Below are 17,692 nucleotides of genomic sequence, written 5' to 3' on the forward strand. Positions count from 1 at the left end.
TGGGGGTGCGGCCCCTACCAATCAAGGGGTTAGCCATCATCTGTCGGGGTGTCTTTTGCCAACGGGTGGTGTTCCAGCACCAGTTCCGAGAGGCGCTCGTCCAGTACATGGGTGTAGATTTCGGTCGTAGCGACATCCGCATGACCCAGCAGAGTTTGGATTGAACGCAGATCAGCCCCGTTCGCAAGCAAGTGGGTTGCAAAAGCATGTCGCAATGTGTGCGGAGTGACCTTTTCGGGCGAAACGCCACCTTCAACGGCCAGTTCCTTGACCAACAGGAAAAAACGATGCCTGGTCAGATGCCCGGATTTCCCGCGCGAAGGGAAAAGAAAACGCGATGCTTGGCCGCCGTTGGCGATTGCGTTCTCCTCAGCCACGTCGCGGGCTTCCAGCCACTCTGCCAACGCCTCACGAGCAGGGGGGGACAAGGGCACCATGCGCTCTTTCCCGCCTTTGCCGAGGACCAGCAGCATTCGCGGGTCGCCTCGGGCCGAACTAACGGGCAGCGACACCAATTCGGTCACCCGCATTCCCGTGGCGTAGAGCAATTCCATCAGGCAAGTGTTACGCACTTTGTCCGCGTCGGATCGGCCCGTTCGACGCGCCGCAGAAAGCAGGCGGTCCACTTCGGGGACATCCAGTGTTTTAGGCAGTCTTTTTGCCCGCCCAGGACCTTTGATTTGAATTGCCGGATTGCTGTCCCGCCAACCTTCTTCGAAAGCAAACCGATACAACTGCTTGATCGCCGACAAACGCCGCGCGCGGGTTGAGCGTGAAAGCCCCTGCGCATCACAATCGATCAGATAGCCTTCGATCCGGTCACGATCAGCCTCGGTGAAATCCGATTTCCGGCGCGTCAGCCAATCCGAGAAATCCTTTAGATCCCGGCCATAAGCGAGCAGAGTGTTCGTTGCCGCCCCAAGCTCGGCGGCTTGCGCTTCCAGGAATGTGGATATCCAAAGGTCCTGTGTCGCAGGCGCGGTCATGATCACGACCCGTTTAGGATCATCAACTGCAATGCTGCGCGGCGGGCGGTATCCTCAAGCCCAACGCGACGGAATGCAGCGATCGCGGCAGTCAGGTCTACTAGATTACCGCGTGCACCATGGGCAAACAATTGCATCGTTTCCAGAATGGCTTCGCCCAATTGATCATTGTTCAGCAATGCATCGATGTCCGAGGGGATGGGGGCAGACCAGGCAAAACCCTGCGAAATCGCATCCGCCAGTGGGGTAGGCGACGGTGCGCGTTGAGGATCGCCCTGCGCGAGGGCCGAAAGAAACATGTTGGCCTCGGATTCGCTGGGAACGGTTTGGGCCGCATCCTCATAAAGCTCGGACAAAAGCAGTATGCGCCAGCGTAGATTTTCGGTGGCCTGATCCGGTAGAGCCATCGACGCCAGCCGGGGGGCGAAGAGTTCAGCGAAAGGAACCTCCAAATCCACGGTTTTCATCTGTGACCAAACGGTTTTCAGCGCTTTTGAAACTGTTTCAGGGTCGCCTGCGTCCAAGGCGGCTTCGAATTTTTGAATAGCTGCGACTCGATCCCATACTGCGCCCGAGGCCGCAGGCGAACGTGCAGTATAAAGACCCAGCAACTGATTAGGTGTCAGCGCGCCGATACGCGTCAGTCGTTCAGCAGCTTCAACCTGTGCTTTCCATCCGGCCACGTCGCGCAGATCCGCATTGGCAAAAGCCCGCGGCAGAGAGGCTGTTGGCAAGCGCTCACCGATGGCTTCGAACAGACGGAAGGTAAGCGGATTGGGATTGTCGGGCTGTGGCAGATATTCTGCACCTTCAAACAATTCCGGGCTGAGAAATCGGTCAAGCAGGGCGAGTTGGTCTTCGGGCAAAACCTGCAGCGCGTGCACAGCCTCAAGCGTCAGGGCTGCCGAAGCCCAGTCGCCACGACGGGCTTTGCAGAAGATCTGAGCGGCATAGTCCCGGGATAAATTCGGTTGCGCGATCAGGGCCGTGCAACTGCGGTCCTCGTCTCCGGTCAGCAAGGTCGCATCAAACCAGCGCTTGAAGCGGTCTTGTGAATCGGTCGGACCGGCCAACTGGACCAAGGATTGCACCGGATCAGATGCACCCAATTGCATTAGACGATCCAGGCGCGCCTTCAGCAGTATATCTTCTGCCTGCCCTCCGGCAGGTGCGCGCGCCTCGGATAGCAACAGTGTGAACAGCAGTCGCTGCATGGCGGGATTGGATTTGACCCGAACCTGCGCGATCAGTTCGGCCAACCGTTCTGCATCGCTGCCTTGCCAGAGGTCCACGGGCAACCCCGTCACCGAAGAGGCTACCAACCCCAACGGCGCAGACAATGCCTCAAGCGGGGTCACCTGCACATCAGGTTGCAGCCCCGTTTGAGTTACCGGAGGTTCCAGAAGAACGGTACCCGGCAGATTCTCAGGCGGATTGGTCAGCCAGTCGATGATCGACAATGGCTCTTGCGTTTGTGCCTGCGCGGTTCCGGCCAGAAGAAGCGCCAGCAAAGTGCTTCTAGTCGGCATTAAGATTGACCGGTTCGCGTATTTCGCTTTGCGGCGCTGAGAAGTCCACGCCAAAAAATGGTCCGATATAGGTATATCCGACCAACCCGATAAAACACAGGCAGATGAGGTAAATCAGGAACTTGATCAAACGACCCATGGGTGAACGCTGCCTCAATTTTTGCTTTTGCCTAAGTTATAACTAGCATTTTTCTTAAGATCACGTCATTCACAACGAAATGAGCGAAATTAAGCATAACACGGTGCGTTCCGACACAGCGGCGCAGTTTCGACTGCACAAAACGGTTGTATTGGTCGGAATGATGGGGGCTGGTAAGACGGCGGTTGGCCGAGCGCTGGCGGCACGGCTGGGTGTTCCGTTTCTGGACAGCGATTCCGAAATCGAATCGGCAGCCAATATGACCATCCCCGAGATATTTGCCCGCGACGGAGAAGCTTTCTTTCGAAGTAAGGAAACTCAGATCATCGGGCGACTTTTGGACGAGGAAAAAGGTATCCTGTCGACTGGGGGCGGCGCGTTTATGTCGCAAGGCAATCGCAAAATGATCTCGGAGCTAGGCGCGTCTGTATGGTTGCGGGCTGATCTGAGCGTCTTGTGGAATCGCGTCAAACATAAAGACACGCGGCCTTTGCTGCGTACGGCCGACCCGTATGCGACCTTGCGCGATTTGTACGAGGTGCGCGTGCCAATCTATGAACAGGCCGATCTGGTGGCCGACTCTGACGGTGAAACCGCAATCGAAGACATGGTGGATCGGGTCATTGCCGCACTGGCGACACGCCCGGATATTTTGGAACGAATTTAATGCATCAAACCGTACATGTTGATCTGGCCGAGCGTTCATATGATGTTGAGATTGGTCCCGGCCTTTTGGCGCAATCCGGGGAACGGATTGCTCCGCTTATAAAGCGTAAGCGTGTCGCGGTTCTGACGGATGAGACTGTCGCGGGCCTGCATCTGGATGCACTGCGTGAAGGCCTGGCCTCAGCCGGGATCGAGATGAATGCTCTGGCACTGCCAGCGGGTGAGGCCACCAAAAGCTGGCCGCATTTTGAGCGCGCAGTGGAATGGCTGCTGGCGGAAAAGGTAGAACGTAACGATGTCGTGGTCGCGCTCGGCGGGGGTGTCATCGGCGATCTGGCGGGTTTTGCCGCCGCAGTGATGCGACGCGGGGTGCGCTTTGTGCAGATACCGACGTCGCTGCTGGCACAGGTCGATAGTTCGGTCGGCGGCAAGACTGGGATCAATGCGCCATATGGAAAGAACCTTATCGGTGCGTTTCATCAGCCTTCGCTGGTATTGGCGGACACGGATGTACTGGGCTCTTTGCAGGCGCGTGATTTCTTGGCCGGGTATGGCGAAGTGGTCAAATACGGTCTTCTCGGAGATGCCAAATTCTTTGAATGGCTGGAACAGAACGGCCCGATCTTGGCATCGGGCGACATGGCGGCGCGGGTGCAGGCTGTCACACGCTCGGTTCAGATGAAGGCCGATATCGTGGCGCGGGACGAGACCGAGCAGGGTGACCGGGCGTTGCTCAATCTGGGCCATACCTTCTGTCACGCGCTTGAGGCCGCAACGGGGTATTCAGATCGACTGCTGCATGGTGAAGGTGTCGCCATCGGTTGCGCGCTGGCTTTTGAAACGTCATCTCGTCTTGGCCTATGTTCGCAAGAAGACCCAAGCCGTGTCAGGTCGCATTTGCGCGCGATGGGCATGAAGACCGATCTTGCCGATATCCCCGGCGAGTTGCCGAACGCTGAAACGCTGGTTGATCTGATGGGGCAGGACAAAAAGGTCATGGACGGCCAACTGCGCTTTGTCATGGCGCGCGGGATTGGGCAAGCTTTCGTCACATCAGATGTACCGCGCGAAACGGTGGTTTCAGTGCTTAAGGATGCGTTGGAGGTGTGATTGGGATTAGCGGCCCTGGATCACCATCAACTCACCAATATTCTCACGTGTAATGTAGCCTACCATCTGGCCTGACTTGGTGCACACGGCAATCGCAGGCGCGCCCTTGTGCAGCCCGTCCAAAACCTTGTTCAGCCCGCTGGTCAGCCCGACCTGCGGGATATCGGTCTCCATGACCGAGACGGCGGATTCCGATCTTGGGTGATCACCAGCAAGCGCCGTGAACAGCCGATCCCGGGTGACAAACCCCAATAGGCTGCCATCATGTGCCAATACAGGAAATTCGTGCTGCGTTGTGTGAATGACAGCCTGCGCGGCCGTTGCCAGCGTGTCATCGGGCGACAAAGCTCTGAACTCTGTGATCATCGCATCCCGCGCCATCACGCGCCGCGTGACCGAGCGCAACGCGACGTCTTGATTTTCAGCATTCGCCGCAATGAAGACAAAGACCGCGATCAGCACCAGAATGGGATTGCCAGTTGTAAGTCCCAGAAAGCCAAGTCCAACCGCAACGATCTGACCGCCGAGGGCCGCAATGCGCGTGGCTTTGGTGCGTTCCATTTTCATGCACAGCAATGCGCGGAAAACGCGCCCGCCATCCATGGGAAAGGCAGGGATCATGTTGAAAGCGGCGAGCAGCAGGTTCACGTATGCCAAACGGCTGAGCAGGCTGGTCCCGGGCGAGTCAATCTGGGTCAATGAGCCAAGCTGTATGCCCGCACCCAGCACAACCAGGATGGCCCATATGGCTATGTTCACCGCGGGGCCGGCTAATGCGACCCAAACCTCTTGCATCGGTTTTTCCGGCATTCGCTCAAGACGCGCCAGCCCACCGATGGGTAACAGGGTGATGTCTGGCGTACGGATGCCATATCTCCGCGCCATCAGGGCGTGTCCGAATTCATGCGCCACGACGCAGGCAAACAAGGCCAGAACGAATACGATGTTGTTGAGCGCGGCAGCCCACCCACCGCTGGAATAGGCTGCAAACCCAACCCAGGCCAGCAGCAGGAAGAAGGTGACATGGACCCTCAGTTCCGAGCCGAGCAATCGGCCAAGTGGGAAGGACCATGCCATGTTGTTTCTCCGTTTGGTTTAGAACGGAATCTCGTCGTCATCGATGCCACCGGATGCAGGGGCAGGGGCGCTGGATTGGCCTCCGTAAGGATCGCCATAGCCACCACCAGCCTGACCGCCGCCATAGCCACCGCCACTACCGCCGCCTTCACCGCGGGAATCCAGCATGGTCAGTTCGCTGCGATAGGGCCGCAGGACAACCTCGGTCGAATAGCGATCCTGCCCCGATTGATCCTGCCATTTGCGGGTCTCCAGCTGACCCTCGATATAGACCTTGCTGCCTTTGCGTAGATACTGCTCAGCGACGCGGACCAGAGGTTCCGAGAAAATGGCGACCGTGTGCCACTGGGTTCGATCCCGCCGCTCGCCTGTGTTGCGGTCTTTCCACGTTTCAGACGTTGCGATGCGAAGGTTGCATACTTTGCCGCCGTTCTGGAACGACCGCACTTCGGGGTCGGCACCAAGATTGCCGATCAAAATCACCTTGTTGACTGAACCCGCCATATATTCCCTCGTTCTACTCTGACTGGATGGCGCCCGAATCTGGCGCTGCGTTCTGCTGCTGACCCTATACGGGCTGCGACTTGGTTAAAACATGATTGATCATGCAACTGTGACCATGAAAATTTTAGTCTGGTCTTAACCAAGCTTTCATTTCGGGCTGATTTAACTATAATCTGTCTGGTTGTTGAGGGTGCAGGATTGGCATTAATGCGTTTTCTGGTCGTTGGTATCTCGGTACTGGGTCTTTGTCTGACGTCGTTTGCGGCGCAGGCTGAAACGCTGTCTACCAAGAATCGCAAGGCGCTATTCCTCAAACAATCCAAGGTATTGGACAATCGCGCTGCCAGCCAATATCGCGACTCAGAAAGGCTAAAGCCCAAGACTGAACGCGGCAAATTCGTAAAGCGCTATACCGGTAACTATCGGGGGCAATATCTTGAACACGCCCGAAAGGCTGCGCGGCAACACAACATTCCGGAAGAGCTGTTTCTGCGTCTTGTGCAGCAGGAAAGTGGCTGGAACCCGCATGCGGTATCGCACAAAGGTGCTTTGGGGTTGGCACAGTTGATGCCGCAGACAGCCAGATTGCTGGGTGTTGATCCACGTGACCCGATTCAGAATCTCGAAGGCGGTGCGCGGTATCTGTCGTGGCAATATCGCAAGTTCAAATCCTGGCGTCTTGCTTTGGCTGCGTACAATGCAGGCCCTAAGGCGGTTGAAAAACATGGCGGCATCCCACCTTACAAAGAAACCCAGAACTATGTGAAAGTGATCTGGGGCGGCTAGCTGCATCGCGGCGAGGCCCATTGTTGATCGATCTGCGCGCACTGACTTAGTCTGGGAAGGTAGTTCCCAGCTTTGGTGCGTTTTCGTGATGCTTCAGGATCGACCAGAAATTCCCTCTGACACATTGGCCAACTGGCAGCGCCTGGTGGATCTGGTTTCGCAACTTGCCGATGTGCCTGCCACCTTGATCATGAAAACCGATGCGCCGGATCATGCAGTCCTGATCACTTCGGACCACCCGGAGAACCCGTACCCCGTTGGCATGAACTTTCGCCTAAACCCCAAGCTATATTGTCAGGGCGTTCTTGAGCGTGATGGCGAGTTTGTGGTCGAAGATGCAACGTGCGACCCGGCCTGGAACGACAACGAAGATTTGGAACATGGGATGTCCTTCTATATAGGGTACCCGTTGAAATGGCCGGATGGTGCAGTGTTTGGAACCATCTGCGTTCTTGATCGCCACCGCAATCGCCGCGCCCTTTTGTTTCGTGAGGGTTTGGCACAGTTCGCGCGTATGGTTGAATCAGATTTGGCTTTGATTCAAGAGGTTTACCTGCGCCGCGCCCTAGAAGATAAGCTGAACGAAACGTTGGTACAATTGGAAAATCGCGTAGAGGCAAGAACGCGCGAATTACAGGAAACGAACACAGCCCTACGGGTGTTACTGACCAGTTTGGATGATGATCGAAAGGACCATGATCAGGATATTGTTGAACGGGTTCGCACGATGGTCATGCCCTATCTGGACAAGCTGCGTGGACAATTGACCGAAGGTGATACTGCGCAAGTTTATCTCGATCTGGCCGAAAGCAATCTCAGAGATATTACGTCGATGATCTCTGATAAGCTTTCGGATGCGTTTTCGGTCATGACGCCAACGGAAATCGAAATCGCACAGTTGGTCATGTCGGGTAAAACCACCAAAGACATCGCCCGCGCCATGTCGCGCGAGACGTCTACAATTGATTTTCATCGTAACAATATTCGCCGTAAACTTGGCCTTGAAGGCCGGGACCAGAACCTACGCAGCCATCTTTTATCGATTTCGTGATCTAATAATATGGGGATTACCCCCATATTCCCCCCTGATTTTTCTGATCTGAGCCACTCGGGTTGACCTTGCTAACCTGATCAGAGGGGCACGGAACCAGCTGTGCCCTGTCAATCGGGAGGATGAATATGGATCGCAAAGATCTAAAATCGGTATTTCTGAACGGGGAACGCGACGCGCTGGCGAAGGGCCTTTCGCGTAGGTCGTTCTTTATGGCAGCTGGTGCCGCAGGTGTGGGGGCAGGTGCCTCATTGCTGGGCAGCAAACCAGCCCAAGCGCAATCGCAGGCGTGGCTGCAACCGGGCAACAACAACCACGTGGTCGAGCTGCAGGGTTCAACAGGACAGGCCAGCACCGGAACCGTCGGGATTGATTACTACGGTCACTGTGCGATCAAGATCACTTCACCCAACGGGGCGACGGTATTGTTCGATCCCTGGCGGGACGATCCGTCGGGTGCCTGGGGCTTGTGGTTTCGGAACGAGTTTCCGCAAATCCCTGTCGATATTACCATGTCCACCCACGCGCATTTCGACCATGACGCTATTGAACGACCCAGCTCGACAATGGTTCTGGATAGAATGGTTGGCAATTTCGAGTTCGCAGACCTCAAGATTACCGGTTTCGCCGACAAGCACGCCTGTGTTGCACCGGGTTGGTATGAGTGGACGAATGCACTGGCCGAATTTGGTGCCGAGGCCTGCCCGCCGAACAATGTCGGGCACATGGATATGGTGGTGTATCTTGTCGAAACCGGAGGCATTCGCACCCTTATCTGGGGCGACAATCGGCACAATCCACCGCAAGAATTCTGGGATGCCATTGGGCAAGTTGACGTACTTACACTGCCAATAGACGGATCGCAGCATATCCTCAGCTATGATCAGGGCAATGACATTGTCTCGAAGCTACAGCCCAAGATCATCATCCCGACGCATTATCTGAACGAGGTCACATCCTACACGCTAACGACGCTTCAATCCGCAGATGAGTGGGTCAAATCGCAGCCCAGCTTCAAGATGCTTGATAGTGCGAGCCTTCAGTTGAACGCCGAAGAAGTGGCTGGGATGTCCAACGAATTCATGCACTTCGGAAACAACGTTATGACGGGCTGAATAGAACAAACTACCACTCACACCCAATTGTGTCGCCTGTCCCCCAACATCCCGTGACACAAAAAAGGGCCGGTCATGGACCGGCCCTTTTATCCTTAGCTGTGCCTTACTCGGCCGCGATTTTGATAACCGGCTCCATCTTGGCCAGAATATCCTCGGCAAGGTGACATTTCACCTGATGCCCGTCCGCAAGCGTCTGTACCGGAGGCACATGGGACTCACACCGCCCATCGGGTACCTCAGACTTCCAGCGACAGCGCGTCTGGAAAGGGCAACCGGGCGGCGGATTCATCGCCGATGGGATATCACCCTCAAGCACGATATGCTGCTTCTCAATCGAAGTATCTGCGATTGGAACCGCACTTAGCAGAGCCTCGGTGTAGGGGTGATAGGGTGGGCTGAACACCTGATCGGTGGTGCCCAGTTCTACCACATGACCCAGATACATCACCATCACACGGTCGCTGAGATAGCGCACAATCGACAGATCGTGGCTGATGAATAGCAGCGTGGTTTTGTGTTCGCGCTGGATTTCCATCAACAGGTCGGTGACCGCCGCTTGAACCGAGACGTCGAGTGCTGAAACCGGCTCGTCCGCAACAACAATTCGCGCGTCGCCTGCAAACGCGCGGGCGATACCCACGCGCTGCTTTTGACCCCCGGACAACTGACGTGGCATCCGGTCCGCAAAGGCCCGAGGCAGCTTCACCAGATCCAACAGTTCCAACATCCGCTGCTTGCGTTCAGCTTCCGAGTTCCCGACGCCAAAGATTTCCAATGCGCGTATGATCTGTCGCCCAACCGTCATCGACGGATTCAACGTGTCGAACGGGTTCTGGAAAACCATCTGCACTTCGCCCACGGTCTTCGCGTCCCGCTCCTCGATCGGAACATCTTCGATGTTGCGATTGTCCAGCAAGATTTGCCCGTCAGTGGCTGTCTCAAGCCCCATCAAAACCTTGGCAAAGGTCGATTTTCCGCAGCCAGATTCACCCACAATGGCGAGAGTTTCCGATTCATGCGCCTCAAAGCTGAGCGTCTCATTGGCCTTAACGACCTTGGTTTCGCCGCCCCCGAACAGGGCATTGGCCGCGACCTCATAATACTTCTTGAGGTTGTCCATCTTCAGAACGGTCCGGCCGATTTCGCCTTTTTCTTTTTGTTCACCCACAGTGATCGGCGCGTTCCAGTCGATTTCCTGGAACTTCAAACAGCGCGTGTGGTGCCGGTCGTTGCCGGGCACGGCCTCCATCAAAATGTCCTTGGCGTCACAGCGACCTTCTTCGAAATAGTCGCAGCGTGGACCAAAGTTACAGCCCGGGGGCCGTTCATGGGGCAGGGGAAAGTTCCCTGGAATCGCCACCAGCGGGCGCGAGTTCTTGTCAGCTCCAGGCAGCGGGATCGAGCGGAACAGAGCCTGTGTATACGGGTGCTGCATTTCGTCGAACACATCCTTGATCGAGCCGCGCTCGACCGCTTCGCCTGAATACATCACGCATAGCCGGTCGCAGGTCTCCAGAACCAGCCCAAGATTGTGCGAGATAAACAGCATAGAGGTGCCGTATTTCTTGCCCAGATCCTTGACCAGTTCAACCACTGCGGCCTCAACGGTCACGTCCAATGCAGTCGTGGGTTCATCCAAGATCAGCAGCGCCGGTTTTGACATCAGCGCCATCGCGATCACGATCCGCTGCTGCTGACCACCGGACAGCTGGTGCGGGAATGAATTCAACATCCGCTCAGGGTCAGGCAGTCTCACATCCGTGACCACCTCCAATGCACGGGCATAGGCCTCTTCGGCGCCCACGCCCTCATGGATCATGGGCACTTCCATCAGCTGTTTACCGATCTTCATCGCGGGGTTCAGCGACGCCATCGGTTCCTGATAGATCATCGCGATTTCGTTGCCGCGAATGTCTCGCAGTTCTTCGGTCGTCATCTCGCTTAGATCACGCCCCTTGAACTTGATCGATCCGCCGACGATACGGCCGTTCTTGCCAAGATCCTGCATGACCCCAAGGGCCACAGTGGATTTTCCACAGCCGGATTCACCAACCAGCCCTACAGCCTCACCGGGCTGAACGCTGACCGAAAAGTCCATGACTGCTGGGATTTCGCGAAGACGGGTGAAGAAGGATATCGACAGCTTGTCGATCTCCAGGATCGGGCCGTCAAATTCCGCCATTTTGCTCATCTTGTTTACTCCTCGCGAGAGTCAGGGGGATCCCCTTCATCTGGCTAAAAATATCTCGGGGGTCCGGGGGCAGAGCCCCCGGTCTCGGTCACATCAGTCCTTCAGACTTTCTTCGCGCAGCCCGTCTGCCAGCAGGTTCAAACCAAGAACCAGTGAGAGCAGTGCAAAAGCAGGCGGAAGGGCAGGGTGCAGATAGATCGACAGGAGCTTGCGGCCCTCGTTAATCGTAGACCCCCAGTCCGGGCTTTCAGGTGGCAGACCCAGCCCGAAGAAACCCAAGGTTCCCAATAGAATGGTGGTATAGCCAATCCGCAGGCAGAAATCGACGATCAGCGGGCCGCGTGCGTTGGGCAGGATTTCCCACAGCATGATGTACCAGGGACCCTCGCCACGAGTTTGCGCCGCTGCCACATAGTCTCGCGTCTTGATGTCCAGAGCCAGCCCGCGCACGATGCGGAACACCGTGGGCGAATTCACGAAGACCACCGAGACAAAGACCACCAGGATACCACCCGGAATATCGAACAGATCCAGATAGGTGGGCAGCCCCCAAATGCGGTAGGCATCGGTGTTGATGATATACCCTCCGGTCGAAATCAGCGACAGGTACAGCCAAACCGTAATGCCCAACACAGCGATTAAAAGCGGTGTCCGGAAACTGGGGCGCGTATAGAACCGAGAGTTCAGCAAAACCGCCAGAAACAGGATGGGGAAGACGAACAACACTGCCGCCATATAATTCGGCACCCCGGTTGCAACGATCTCAGGCGTCACCAGCAGGTAGAACAGCAGGATGACGGGGAAGGCCAGGATCAAGTTTGCCAGGAAGGACAGGAACGTGTCGAGACGTCCGCCGTAGTAGCCTGCGGGCAGGCCCAAAGTAATCCCGACCATAAAGGCGAACATGGTCGCCAGCGGTGCGATCTGCACTACGATCCAGGCCCCTTTGACCATGCGACTGAAAACGTCGCGGGCCAAGTTGTCCCCACCCAGAAGATACCAGGCGAACTCTCCATCTTCCACATTTGGCAGCGGAGTTCCCGGCACCTTGTTTTTCATGCCCGAAACCTGTGTCAGCGGATCATGGGTGACGATCATGTCCATTGCGCCAAAGATGCCAGTAAACACCCAGAACATCACAAGGCCGAAACCAATCATGCCGATGGGGCTGTCATACAGCTTGCCATACAGACCCAGGCGCCGTTTGAAGGCGATGGAAGACGCGAACATGATGATCAGGGCAACCCAAACTGGCAGGAATTGCTGGGACATTGCCCCGATAATTCCCGCACTCGTGCCCATCACGATGCCAAGCAGCAGATAGGCCACAGACAAGCCAACACAGGCAAGGAAACTGTAGTTTAGTGCCAACTGGATCAGGCCGCGAAACCCGCCACCGGAACTGACAGTCCCGTCAGAGTTTACTGTGATTTGCTGCTCGGGCAGGAAGATGCTCGCGACAATCCAGACCAATATAGACAGCACAAGCGCCGCCAAAGCGATCATCAGGATCGGATTAAGGAAGGCGATAGAGCCGGTCCAGCTAAGAGGTTCCATAGTCTATCCCTTCTTATGAAATGCGAATGCGCGGGTTGAGGTAGACATAGCCGATGTCTGAAATCAGCTGCGTCACCAGAACCACAAAGACCGACACGACCGAGATCGCCAGCAGCAGCTGGATGTCGTTATTGCCTGCGGCCTGAACCAACGCCCAGCCAAAGCCCTTGTAGTTGAACAGGGTCTCGACGATCACCACACCATTCAGCAACCATGGGAACTGCAGCATGATGACGGTGAAGGGCGCGATCAGCGCATTGCGCAAAGCGTGTTTCATGACGATGTTGCCGAACGACACACCTTTGAGGCGCGCGGTTCTGATGTATTGCGCTGTCATTACCTCGGTCATCGAGGCGCGGGTCATTCGGGCGATATAACCCATCCCGTAAAGCGCAATGGTCAACACAGGTAGGAAGAAGTTCTCGAAGGTCGGGTTCTCCATCGCTTGTGTTGCCGTGCCCTTGAACCATTTCAGGCCAACAGTCGACGAGGTGAAGATCGCAATAAAGATAACACCCGAAACATATTCAGGGGTTGCGGTCGTGATGATCGAGAATGTCGACAGCGACCGATCCAGGGCAGACCCTTCGCGCATCCCCGCAAGTACCCCAACCAGCAAGGCAGAGGGCACCATCAACACAAGTACCCAAAACATCAGATAGCCAGTATTGCCAAGCCGTTTGGCGACAATTGTACCCACTTCATCCTTGAAGACGGTGGAATAACCCCAATCGCCCTGCAGGACACCGCAGTAGCGTGGCGTGGTTTCCTCGGTCGAGCCGGGACGCGTACAGCTTCCGACAAATGTGCCGTCATCTAATGTGTTGGTAAATCCAGGCGCGACCCCAAGCCACTGACCATATTTGATCAATGTAGGTTGCAAATAGCCGCGGTTTTCCAGCCAAGTCTGGACCTGTTCGTCCGACATCCGCTGGTTCCCTTGAGTTTTGGCAAGTTTTTCGAGGTTTGGGTATAGGTTGGTCAAAAAGAAGACCACGAAAGTCAGGCAAAGCGCAGTCAGCAGCATTACGCCAAACCGTCGGAGGATGAAGAGTCCCATGATGGCCCCTGTTGTTTGGGTGTTCCGCAGATCAGTGGACCATTATCTGGCCTCGGACGTCCGACCCCGTGTCGGCAAGTCTGCGGCTGGAAAGGGGCGCCTGAACCGGCGCCCCTTGTCATGAGTAAGCAGTGATTACGCGGCCCAGCCCCACTTATACTGGTGATGCTCGAAAGCGACGTGCATGTCGGTTCCTACAAGACCATCTTTCATGTGGCGGTAGAGCGACCGCCAGTAGGGTTGGATGGTAACACCTTCCTCCTGGATCATGGCCTCGCCTTTGGCGACGATTTCACGGCGCTTATCGGCGTCGGCGATGGCCAACGCTTCGGCCAGGATGGCGTCGAATTCAGGGTTTTCCCAACCGAATTCATTCCAGGCTTCTCCAGACTTGTAGGCCAAGGCCCAGATCTGAACACCCAGCGGACGCGGGTTCCAGTTTGTTGAACTGAACGGGTATTTTGCCCAGTCGTTCCAGAACGTGTTGCCGGGAAGAACGGTACGCTTGACCTTGATGCCAGCATCCCGAAGCTGAGCGGCTACCGCATCGGTGGTATTCCGGCGCCAATCGTCGTCGATTGAAAGCAGCTCATGCTCATAATCGGCCATGCCAGCCTCTTCCATAAGAGCAAGCGCCCCTGCGGGATCGACCTTCTGCTTCGGCAACTCGAAGTAGTCCGGGTGGATTGGCCCAACATGGTGGTTCTCGGCTGGCGAACCGCGGCCTCCGTATCCCAGCTCAAGACAGACTGAATTGTCGACTGCCATTGTCAGGGCCTGACGCACACGTTTGTCGGCATAGGGTTTTACGCCGTCAACTTCAGCAAGTTGGTTAGGCCGGATCACGATGGTTGCCATCGTGACAACTTCGGACTTCACGTAACCGAGACTGTCCATAACGTCGATGAACTCCCCGACCGACTCGTAGAGCATGTCGACTTCATCAGATTCCAGCGCGGCCAGCCAGGCCGACGGATCGGTTCCGTAGTCAATATATTCGATCCGGTCGAGCGCAGGACGCCCGAATACTTCCTCGCCCCACCAAGTGTGATCCTCGTTGCGCACCATGACGCCTTTCACGCCGACTTCCAGCTCTTGCATCAGATATGGGCCGGTACCGACGTTGTTCAGGAGATCGGTTTCGCTGAAGGACTCGTGCACGATTGCCGCGGGATAGTCCGACATACCAGGGATCAGCGTGATATCAGGGGCGGGCAGGTTCAGTTGAACTGTGTGATCGTCCACGACCTGAATACTGCCTTCAATCGCCTGACCGGTATCGTCGTCAACCAATGTCGCAAAGCGACCTGCCATCGAGTTGGTTTCCGAGCCCTTGTCACACCACCGCGCAATGTTGCGCGCCACATCGTTTGCGGTAAAATCATCACCGTTGTTCCACTTGGCGCCTTTACGGACTTTCAGTGTATAGACGGTAGCATCGTCGTTGATTTCCCAGCCTTCCAGCAGCATGCCACGGAAGGAACCATCCGAGTTGTATTCAACCAGATATTCCAAGGTGCCACGGCTGAAGTTGGCAATCTGCGACCAGTCATAAGTCCGTGGATCTTTCAGAGCCCGCACTTCCATTTGAACGCGCAGGGTGCCACCCTCTTTTTTGGCATCCTCGCCTTCGGCAACGGCGGGCGTTGGCAGGCCAATCAAGCCGTAGGCCGCCGCTGCAGTCACGCCGAGGCTTGTGGCGCGCGTAAGGAATTCACGGCGGCTTAGTTTGCCATCGCGATATTCCTGAGCATGCATCTCTGCTGCCCAATGCACTGGCTTTCCGTTGATTGTTTGGTTCTCCATAGATGTCTCCCTGTGACACATATTTTTGTTAGATTTCGTGTTTCTGATTGATCAAGACGGGCGCTACAGGGACCGTTTGGTATCGGTCGGTAGTGCCGAGGGTTTGGATTTTAGATTTATGAACATCCCCATGGTCGTATTCGGCACCAGTTTTCTCGCTGCGTCAATGTTGGAAATCGTCATAGATGGCACAAAAGCGACATCATTGAGAAAAGTGTGCTGAGTTTAGCTTCGATCTGAAACCTGAATGATCGATAAACGGTTCATCAATTTCGGCATGCATTTGCATACCAACTTTGCCCAATAAAATACTGATTTGTATATGTGATTGAGTGCCTATAAACTAAAGCACTCAGCCCGCGGCATCAATGTGGTTCCATGATTTCATGCGGGCGCGAAACCAGGTGCGTTGTCGCTTGGCGAACCGGCGTGTCGCAATTGTTGCTTTCTCGCGGGCTTCGTCCAACGTCATGCGACCTTCCAGACAGGCCATCAGCTCCGGAACCCCAATAGCTTTGCAGGACGGTAAATCCGGATTGTAACGATCGCGCATCGCGGCCACTTCATCCATTGCGCCCTGTTCCACCATCAGATCAAACCGGCGACTGATGCGTTCCAACAGCCAGTTCTTTTCGGCGTCGAATACAATCGGAACGGTGTCCCGGATGTCCAGTGTTGGCGCAGGGGTATCGGCCTGCCATTCAAGCAGGGACCGACCTGTTGCAACCTTGACCTCCCAAGCGCGTTGAACTCGGGCGCGATTTTGCGTGTCAATCGTGCGCTGGGTCTGAGGGTCCAAGCCCTCGATCAATTGTTGCAACGGGATTGTGTCGGCTTCTGCCCGAATATCCGGTGGCGTAGGGGGTATGTCGGCCATGCCTTCAGTCAGGGCAGTGAAATAAAGCCCGGTACCGCCGACAATAATTGGGCGCTGCTTTTGGGACAGTAAGGGCGTAACCTCTCGCAGCCAGTGACCTGTTGAATAGGTCTGATCATGGGCGATGTGCCCGTACAGTCGGTGCGGCGCGCGCGCCTCATCTTCGGGCGAGGGCCGGGCCGAGATGATCTGCCAGCAATCATATACCTGACTCGCATCGGCATTGACGATCTCGCCCCCGCAACGCTCTGCAATTAGCAGTGCCAGCGCCGATTTGCCTGAGGCCGTAGGCCCGGCAATCAACACGGGTTTGTCATCGGGAATTGACGGCAATTGCGCCCAAAGCCGGTTCTCGGTGTTGTCGGCCATTGATGCTTGCCTTGTTCCTGACGATCCGCATTGAACCTGCGGAGGTTTTGCTTCATTTTGCGCCGGAAAATAACCCCGTGCCAGCCCGGAGCGCAACATGAGCCTTTCCTCATCCATTGAGACCACAGAAACCCCGAAAACAACCTATAACCGCGTCATGTTGAAGATTTCGGGGGAGGCACTGATGGGGGATCAGGGATTCGGGCTGCATCCACCAACCGTTCAGCGCATCGCGCAAGAGGTCAAATCGGTTCACGATCTGGGGGTCGAGATTTGTATGGTGATTGGCGGCGGGAATATCTTCCGCGGGCTATCTGGATCTGCGCAGGGAATGGAGCGGACGACGGCCGACTATATGGGCATGCTGGCGACTGTTATGAATGCACTGGCGATGCAATCCGCGCTTGAAGGGGTAGGGGTCTTTACCCGCGTGATCTCGGCCATTCGCATGGATGAGGTGTGTGAGCCTTACATCCGCCGCCGCGCTGTGCGCCACCTCGAAAAGAAACGGGTCTGCATCTTTGCAGCCGGGACCGGGAACCCTTATTTCACCACCGACACAGCCGCGACTTTGCGCGCGAACGAAATGGCCTGTCAGGCCATTTTCATGGGCAAGAACGGCGTGGACGGTGTGTATGACAAAGATCCGAAAGTTCACGAGGATGCGGTGCGTTACAATACCGTGTCTTACGATGATGTGCTTGCCAAAAGGCTGCGAGTCATGGACGCATCAGCGATTGCACTGGCACGAGACAATAATCTGCCGCTGATTGTGTTTGGTCTGGATGAGCCGGGCGGGTTCCGAGGAATTCTGGCCGGTGAAGGAACTTACACCAAAGTGCAGGGCTAGTATCCGCGTTTTTTAA

15 protein-coding genes are annotated in these 17,692 nt (G+C 55.9%); 6 read left to right on the forward strand and 9 right to left on the reverse strand.

Annotation, left to right across the window (positions count from 1 at the left end; translation table 11 throughout):
- Positions 1 to 29: 29 nt before the first annotated feature.
- Together ACR0B3_RS01715 and ACR0B3_RS01720 are read right to left on the reverse strand one after the other, a co-directional pair.
- On the reverse strand, positions 30 to 986 hold the full coding sequence (locus ACR0B3_RS01715; protein WP_480807589.1) for a site-specific tyrosine recombinase XerD: 957 nt from the start codon (positions 984 to 986) through the stop codon (positions 30 to 32).
- A gap of 2 nt (positions 987 to 988) precedes the next feature.
- On the reverse strand, positions 989 to 2,515 hold the full coding sequence (locus tag ACR0B3_RS01720) for a hypothetical protein (protein ID WP_480807590.1): 1,527 nt from the start codon (positions 2,513 to 2,515) through the stop codon (positions 989 to 991).
- A 218-nt stretch (positions 2,516 to 2,733) separates the two neighbouring features.
- Here ACR0B3_RS01720 and ACR0B3_RS01725 point away from each other — a divergent pair, with 218 nt between their 5' ends.
- Together ACR0B3_RS01725 and aroB are read left to right on the forward strand one after the other, a co-directional pair.
- The gene (locus ACR0B3_RS01725; RefSeq protein ID WP_480807591.1) at positions 2,734 to 3,321 is read left to right on the forward strand and encodes a shikimate kinase; all 588 of its coding nucleotides are present in this window, start codon (positions 2,734 to 2,736) and stop codon (positions 3,319 to 3,321) included.
- Positions 3,321 to 4,430 carry a 3-dehydroquinate synthase gene (aroB, locus tag ACR0B3_RS01730; RefSeq protein ID WP_480807592.1) on the forward strand — a complete coding sequence of 370 codons (1,110 nt, stop codon included), beginning with the start codon at positions 3,321 to 3,323 and terminating at the stop codon, positions 4,428 to 4,430. Before ACR0B3_RS01725 ends, aroB begins: the two co-directional genes overlap by 1 nt.
- A 6-nt stretch (positions 4,431 to 4,436) precedes the next feature.
- On the opposite strand, the gene ACR0B3_RS01735 is transcribed toward aroB, so the two are convergent.
- Positions 4,437 to 5,507, reverse strand: coding sequence for a site-2 protease family protein (locus ACR0B3_RS01735; RefSeq protein ID WP_480807593.1), 1,071 nt, complete (start codon positions 5,505 to 5,507; stop codon positions 4,437 to 4,439).
- Positions 5,508 to 5,525: 18 nt separating this feature from the next.
- Complete coding sequence (gene ssb / locus ACR0B3_RS01740; RefSeq protein ID WP_170719499.1) at positions 5,526 to 6,011, reverse strand: single-stranded DNA-binding protein; 486 nt, start codon at positions 6,009 to 6,011, stop codon at positions 5,526 to 5,528.
- Positions 6,012 to 6,218: 207 nt separating this feature from the next.
- Here ssb and ACR0B3_RS01745 point away from each other — a divergent pair, with 207 nt between their 5' ends.
- The 3 genes from ACR0B3_RS01745 to ACR0B3_RS01755 all read left to right on the forward strand — a co-directional run bounded on the left by ACR0B3_RS01745 (position 6,219) and on the right by ACR0B3_RS01755 (position 8,963).
- On the forward strand, positions 6,219 to 6,797 hold the full coding sequence (locus ACR0B3_RS01745) for a lytic transglycosylase domain-containing protein (RefSeq protein ID WP_480807594.1): 579 nt from the start codon (positions 6,219 to 6,221) through the stop codon (positions 6,795 to 6,797).
- A gap of 88 nt (positions 6,798 to 6,885) precedes the next feature.
- Positions 6,886 to 7,848: a LuxR C-terminal-related transcriptional regulator gene (locus ACR0B3_RS01750; protein ID WP_480808011.1), complete on the forward strand. Its 963-nt coding sequence runs from the start codon at positions 6,886 to 6,888 to the stop codon at positions 7,846 to 7,848.
- Between the two features lie 128 nt (positions 7,849 to 7,976).
- Complete coding sequence (locus ACR0B3_RS01755) at positions 7,977 to 8,963, forward strand: MBL fold metallo-hydrolase (protein WP_480807595.1); 987 nt, start codon at positions 7,977 to 7,979, stop codon at positions 8,961 to 8,963.
- 106 nt (positions 8,964 to 9,069) lie between these two features.
- On the opposite strand, the gene ACR0B3_RS01760 is transcribed toward ACR0B3_RS01755, so the two are convergent.
- The 5 genes from ACR0B3_RS01760 to miaA all read right to left on the reverse strand — a co-directional run bounded on the left by ACR0B3_RS01760 (position 9,070) and on the right by miaA (position 16,826).
- The gene (locus ACR0B3_RS01760; RefSeq protein WP_170719490.1) at positions 9,070 to 11,157 is read right to left on the reverse strand and encodes an ABC transporter ATP-binding protein; all 2,088 of its coding nucleotides are present in this window, start codon (positions 11,155 to 11,157) and stop codon (positions 9,070 to 9,072) included.
- Positions 11,158 to 11,250: 93 nt separating this feature from the next.
- Positions 11,251 to 12,714, reverse strand: a complete 1,464-nt coding sequence (locus ACR0B3_RS01765; RefSeq protein WP_170682888.1) for an ABC transporter permease — start codon at positions 12,712 to 12,714, stop codon at positions 11,251 to 11,253.
- A 13-nt stretch (positions 12,715 to 12,727) separates the two neighbouring features.
- On the reverse strand, positions 12,728 to 13,774 hold the full coding sequence (locus tag ACR0B3_RS01770; RefSeq protein WP_170682887.1) for an ABC transporter permease: 1,047 nt from the start codon (positions 13,772 to 13,774) through the stop codon (positions 12,728 to 12,730).
- A gap of 135 nt (positions 13,775 to 13,909) precedes the next feature.
- Complete coding sequence (locus tag ACR0B3_RS01775; protein ID WP_480807596.1) at positions 13,910 to 15,580, reverse strand: ABC transporter substrate-binding protein; 1,671 nt, start codon at positions 15,578 to 15,580, stop codon at positions 13,910 to 13,912.
- Positions 15,581 to 15,932: 352 nt separating this feature from the next.
- Entirely contained in the window at positions 15,933 to 16,826 is an 894-nt protein-coding gene (gene miaA, locus ACR0B3_RS01780; protein WP_480807597.1) for a tRNA (adenosine(37)-N6)-dimethylallyltransferase MiaA, read from the reverse strand.
- A gap of 97 nt (positions 16,827 to 16,923) precedes the next feature.
- Here miaA and pyrH point away from each other — a divergent pair, with 97 nt between their 5' ends.
- Positions 16,924 to 17,676, forward strand: a complete 753-nt coding sequence (pyrH, locus tag ACR0B3_RS01785) for a UMP kinase (protein WP_170719483.1) — start codon at positions 16,924 to 16,926, stop codon at positions 17,674 to 17,676.
- The last annotated feature ends 16 nt before the right edge of the window (positions 17,677 to 17,692 follow it).

This window comes from Ruegeria sp. CE9, from assembly GCF_056537425.1.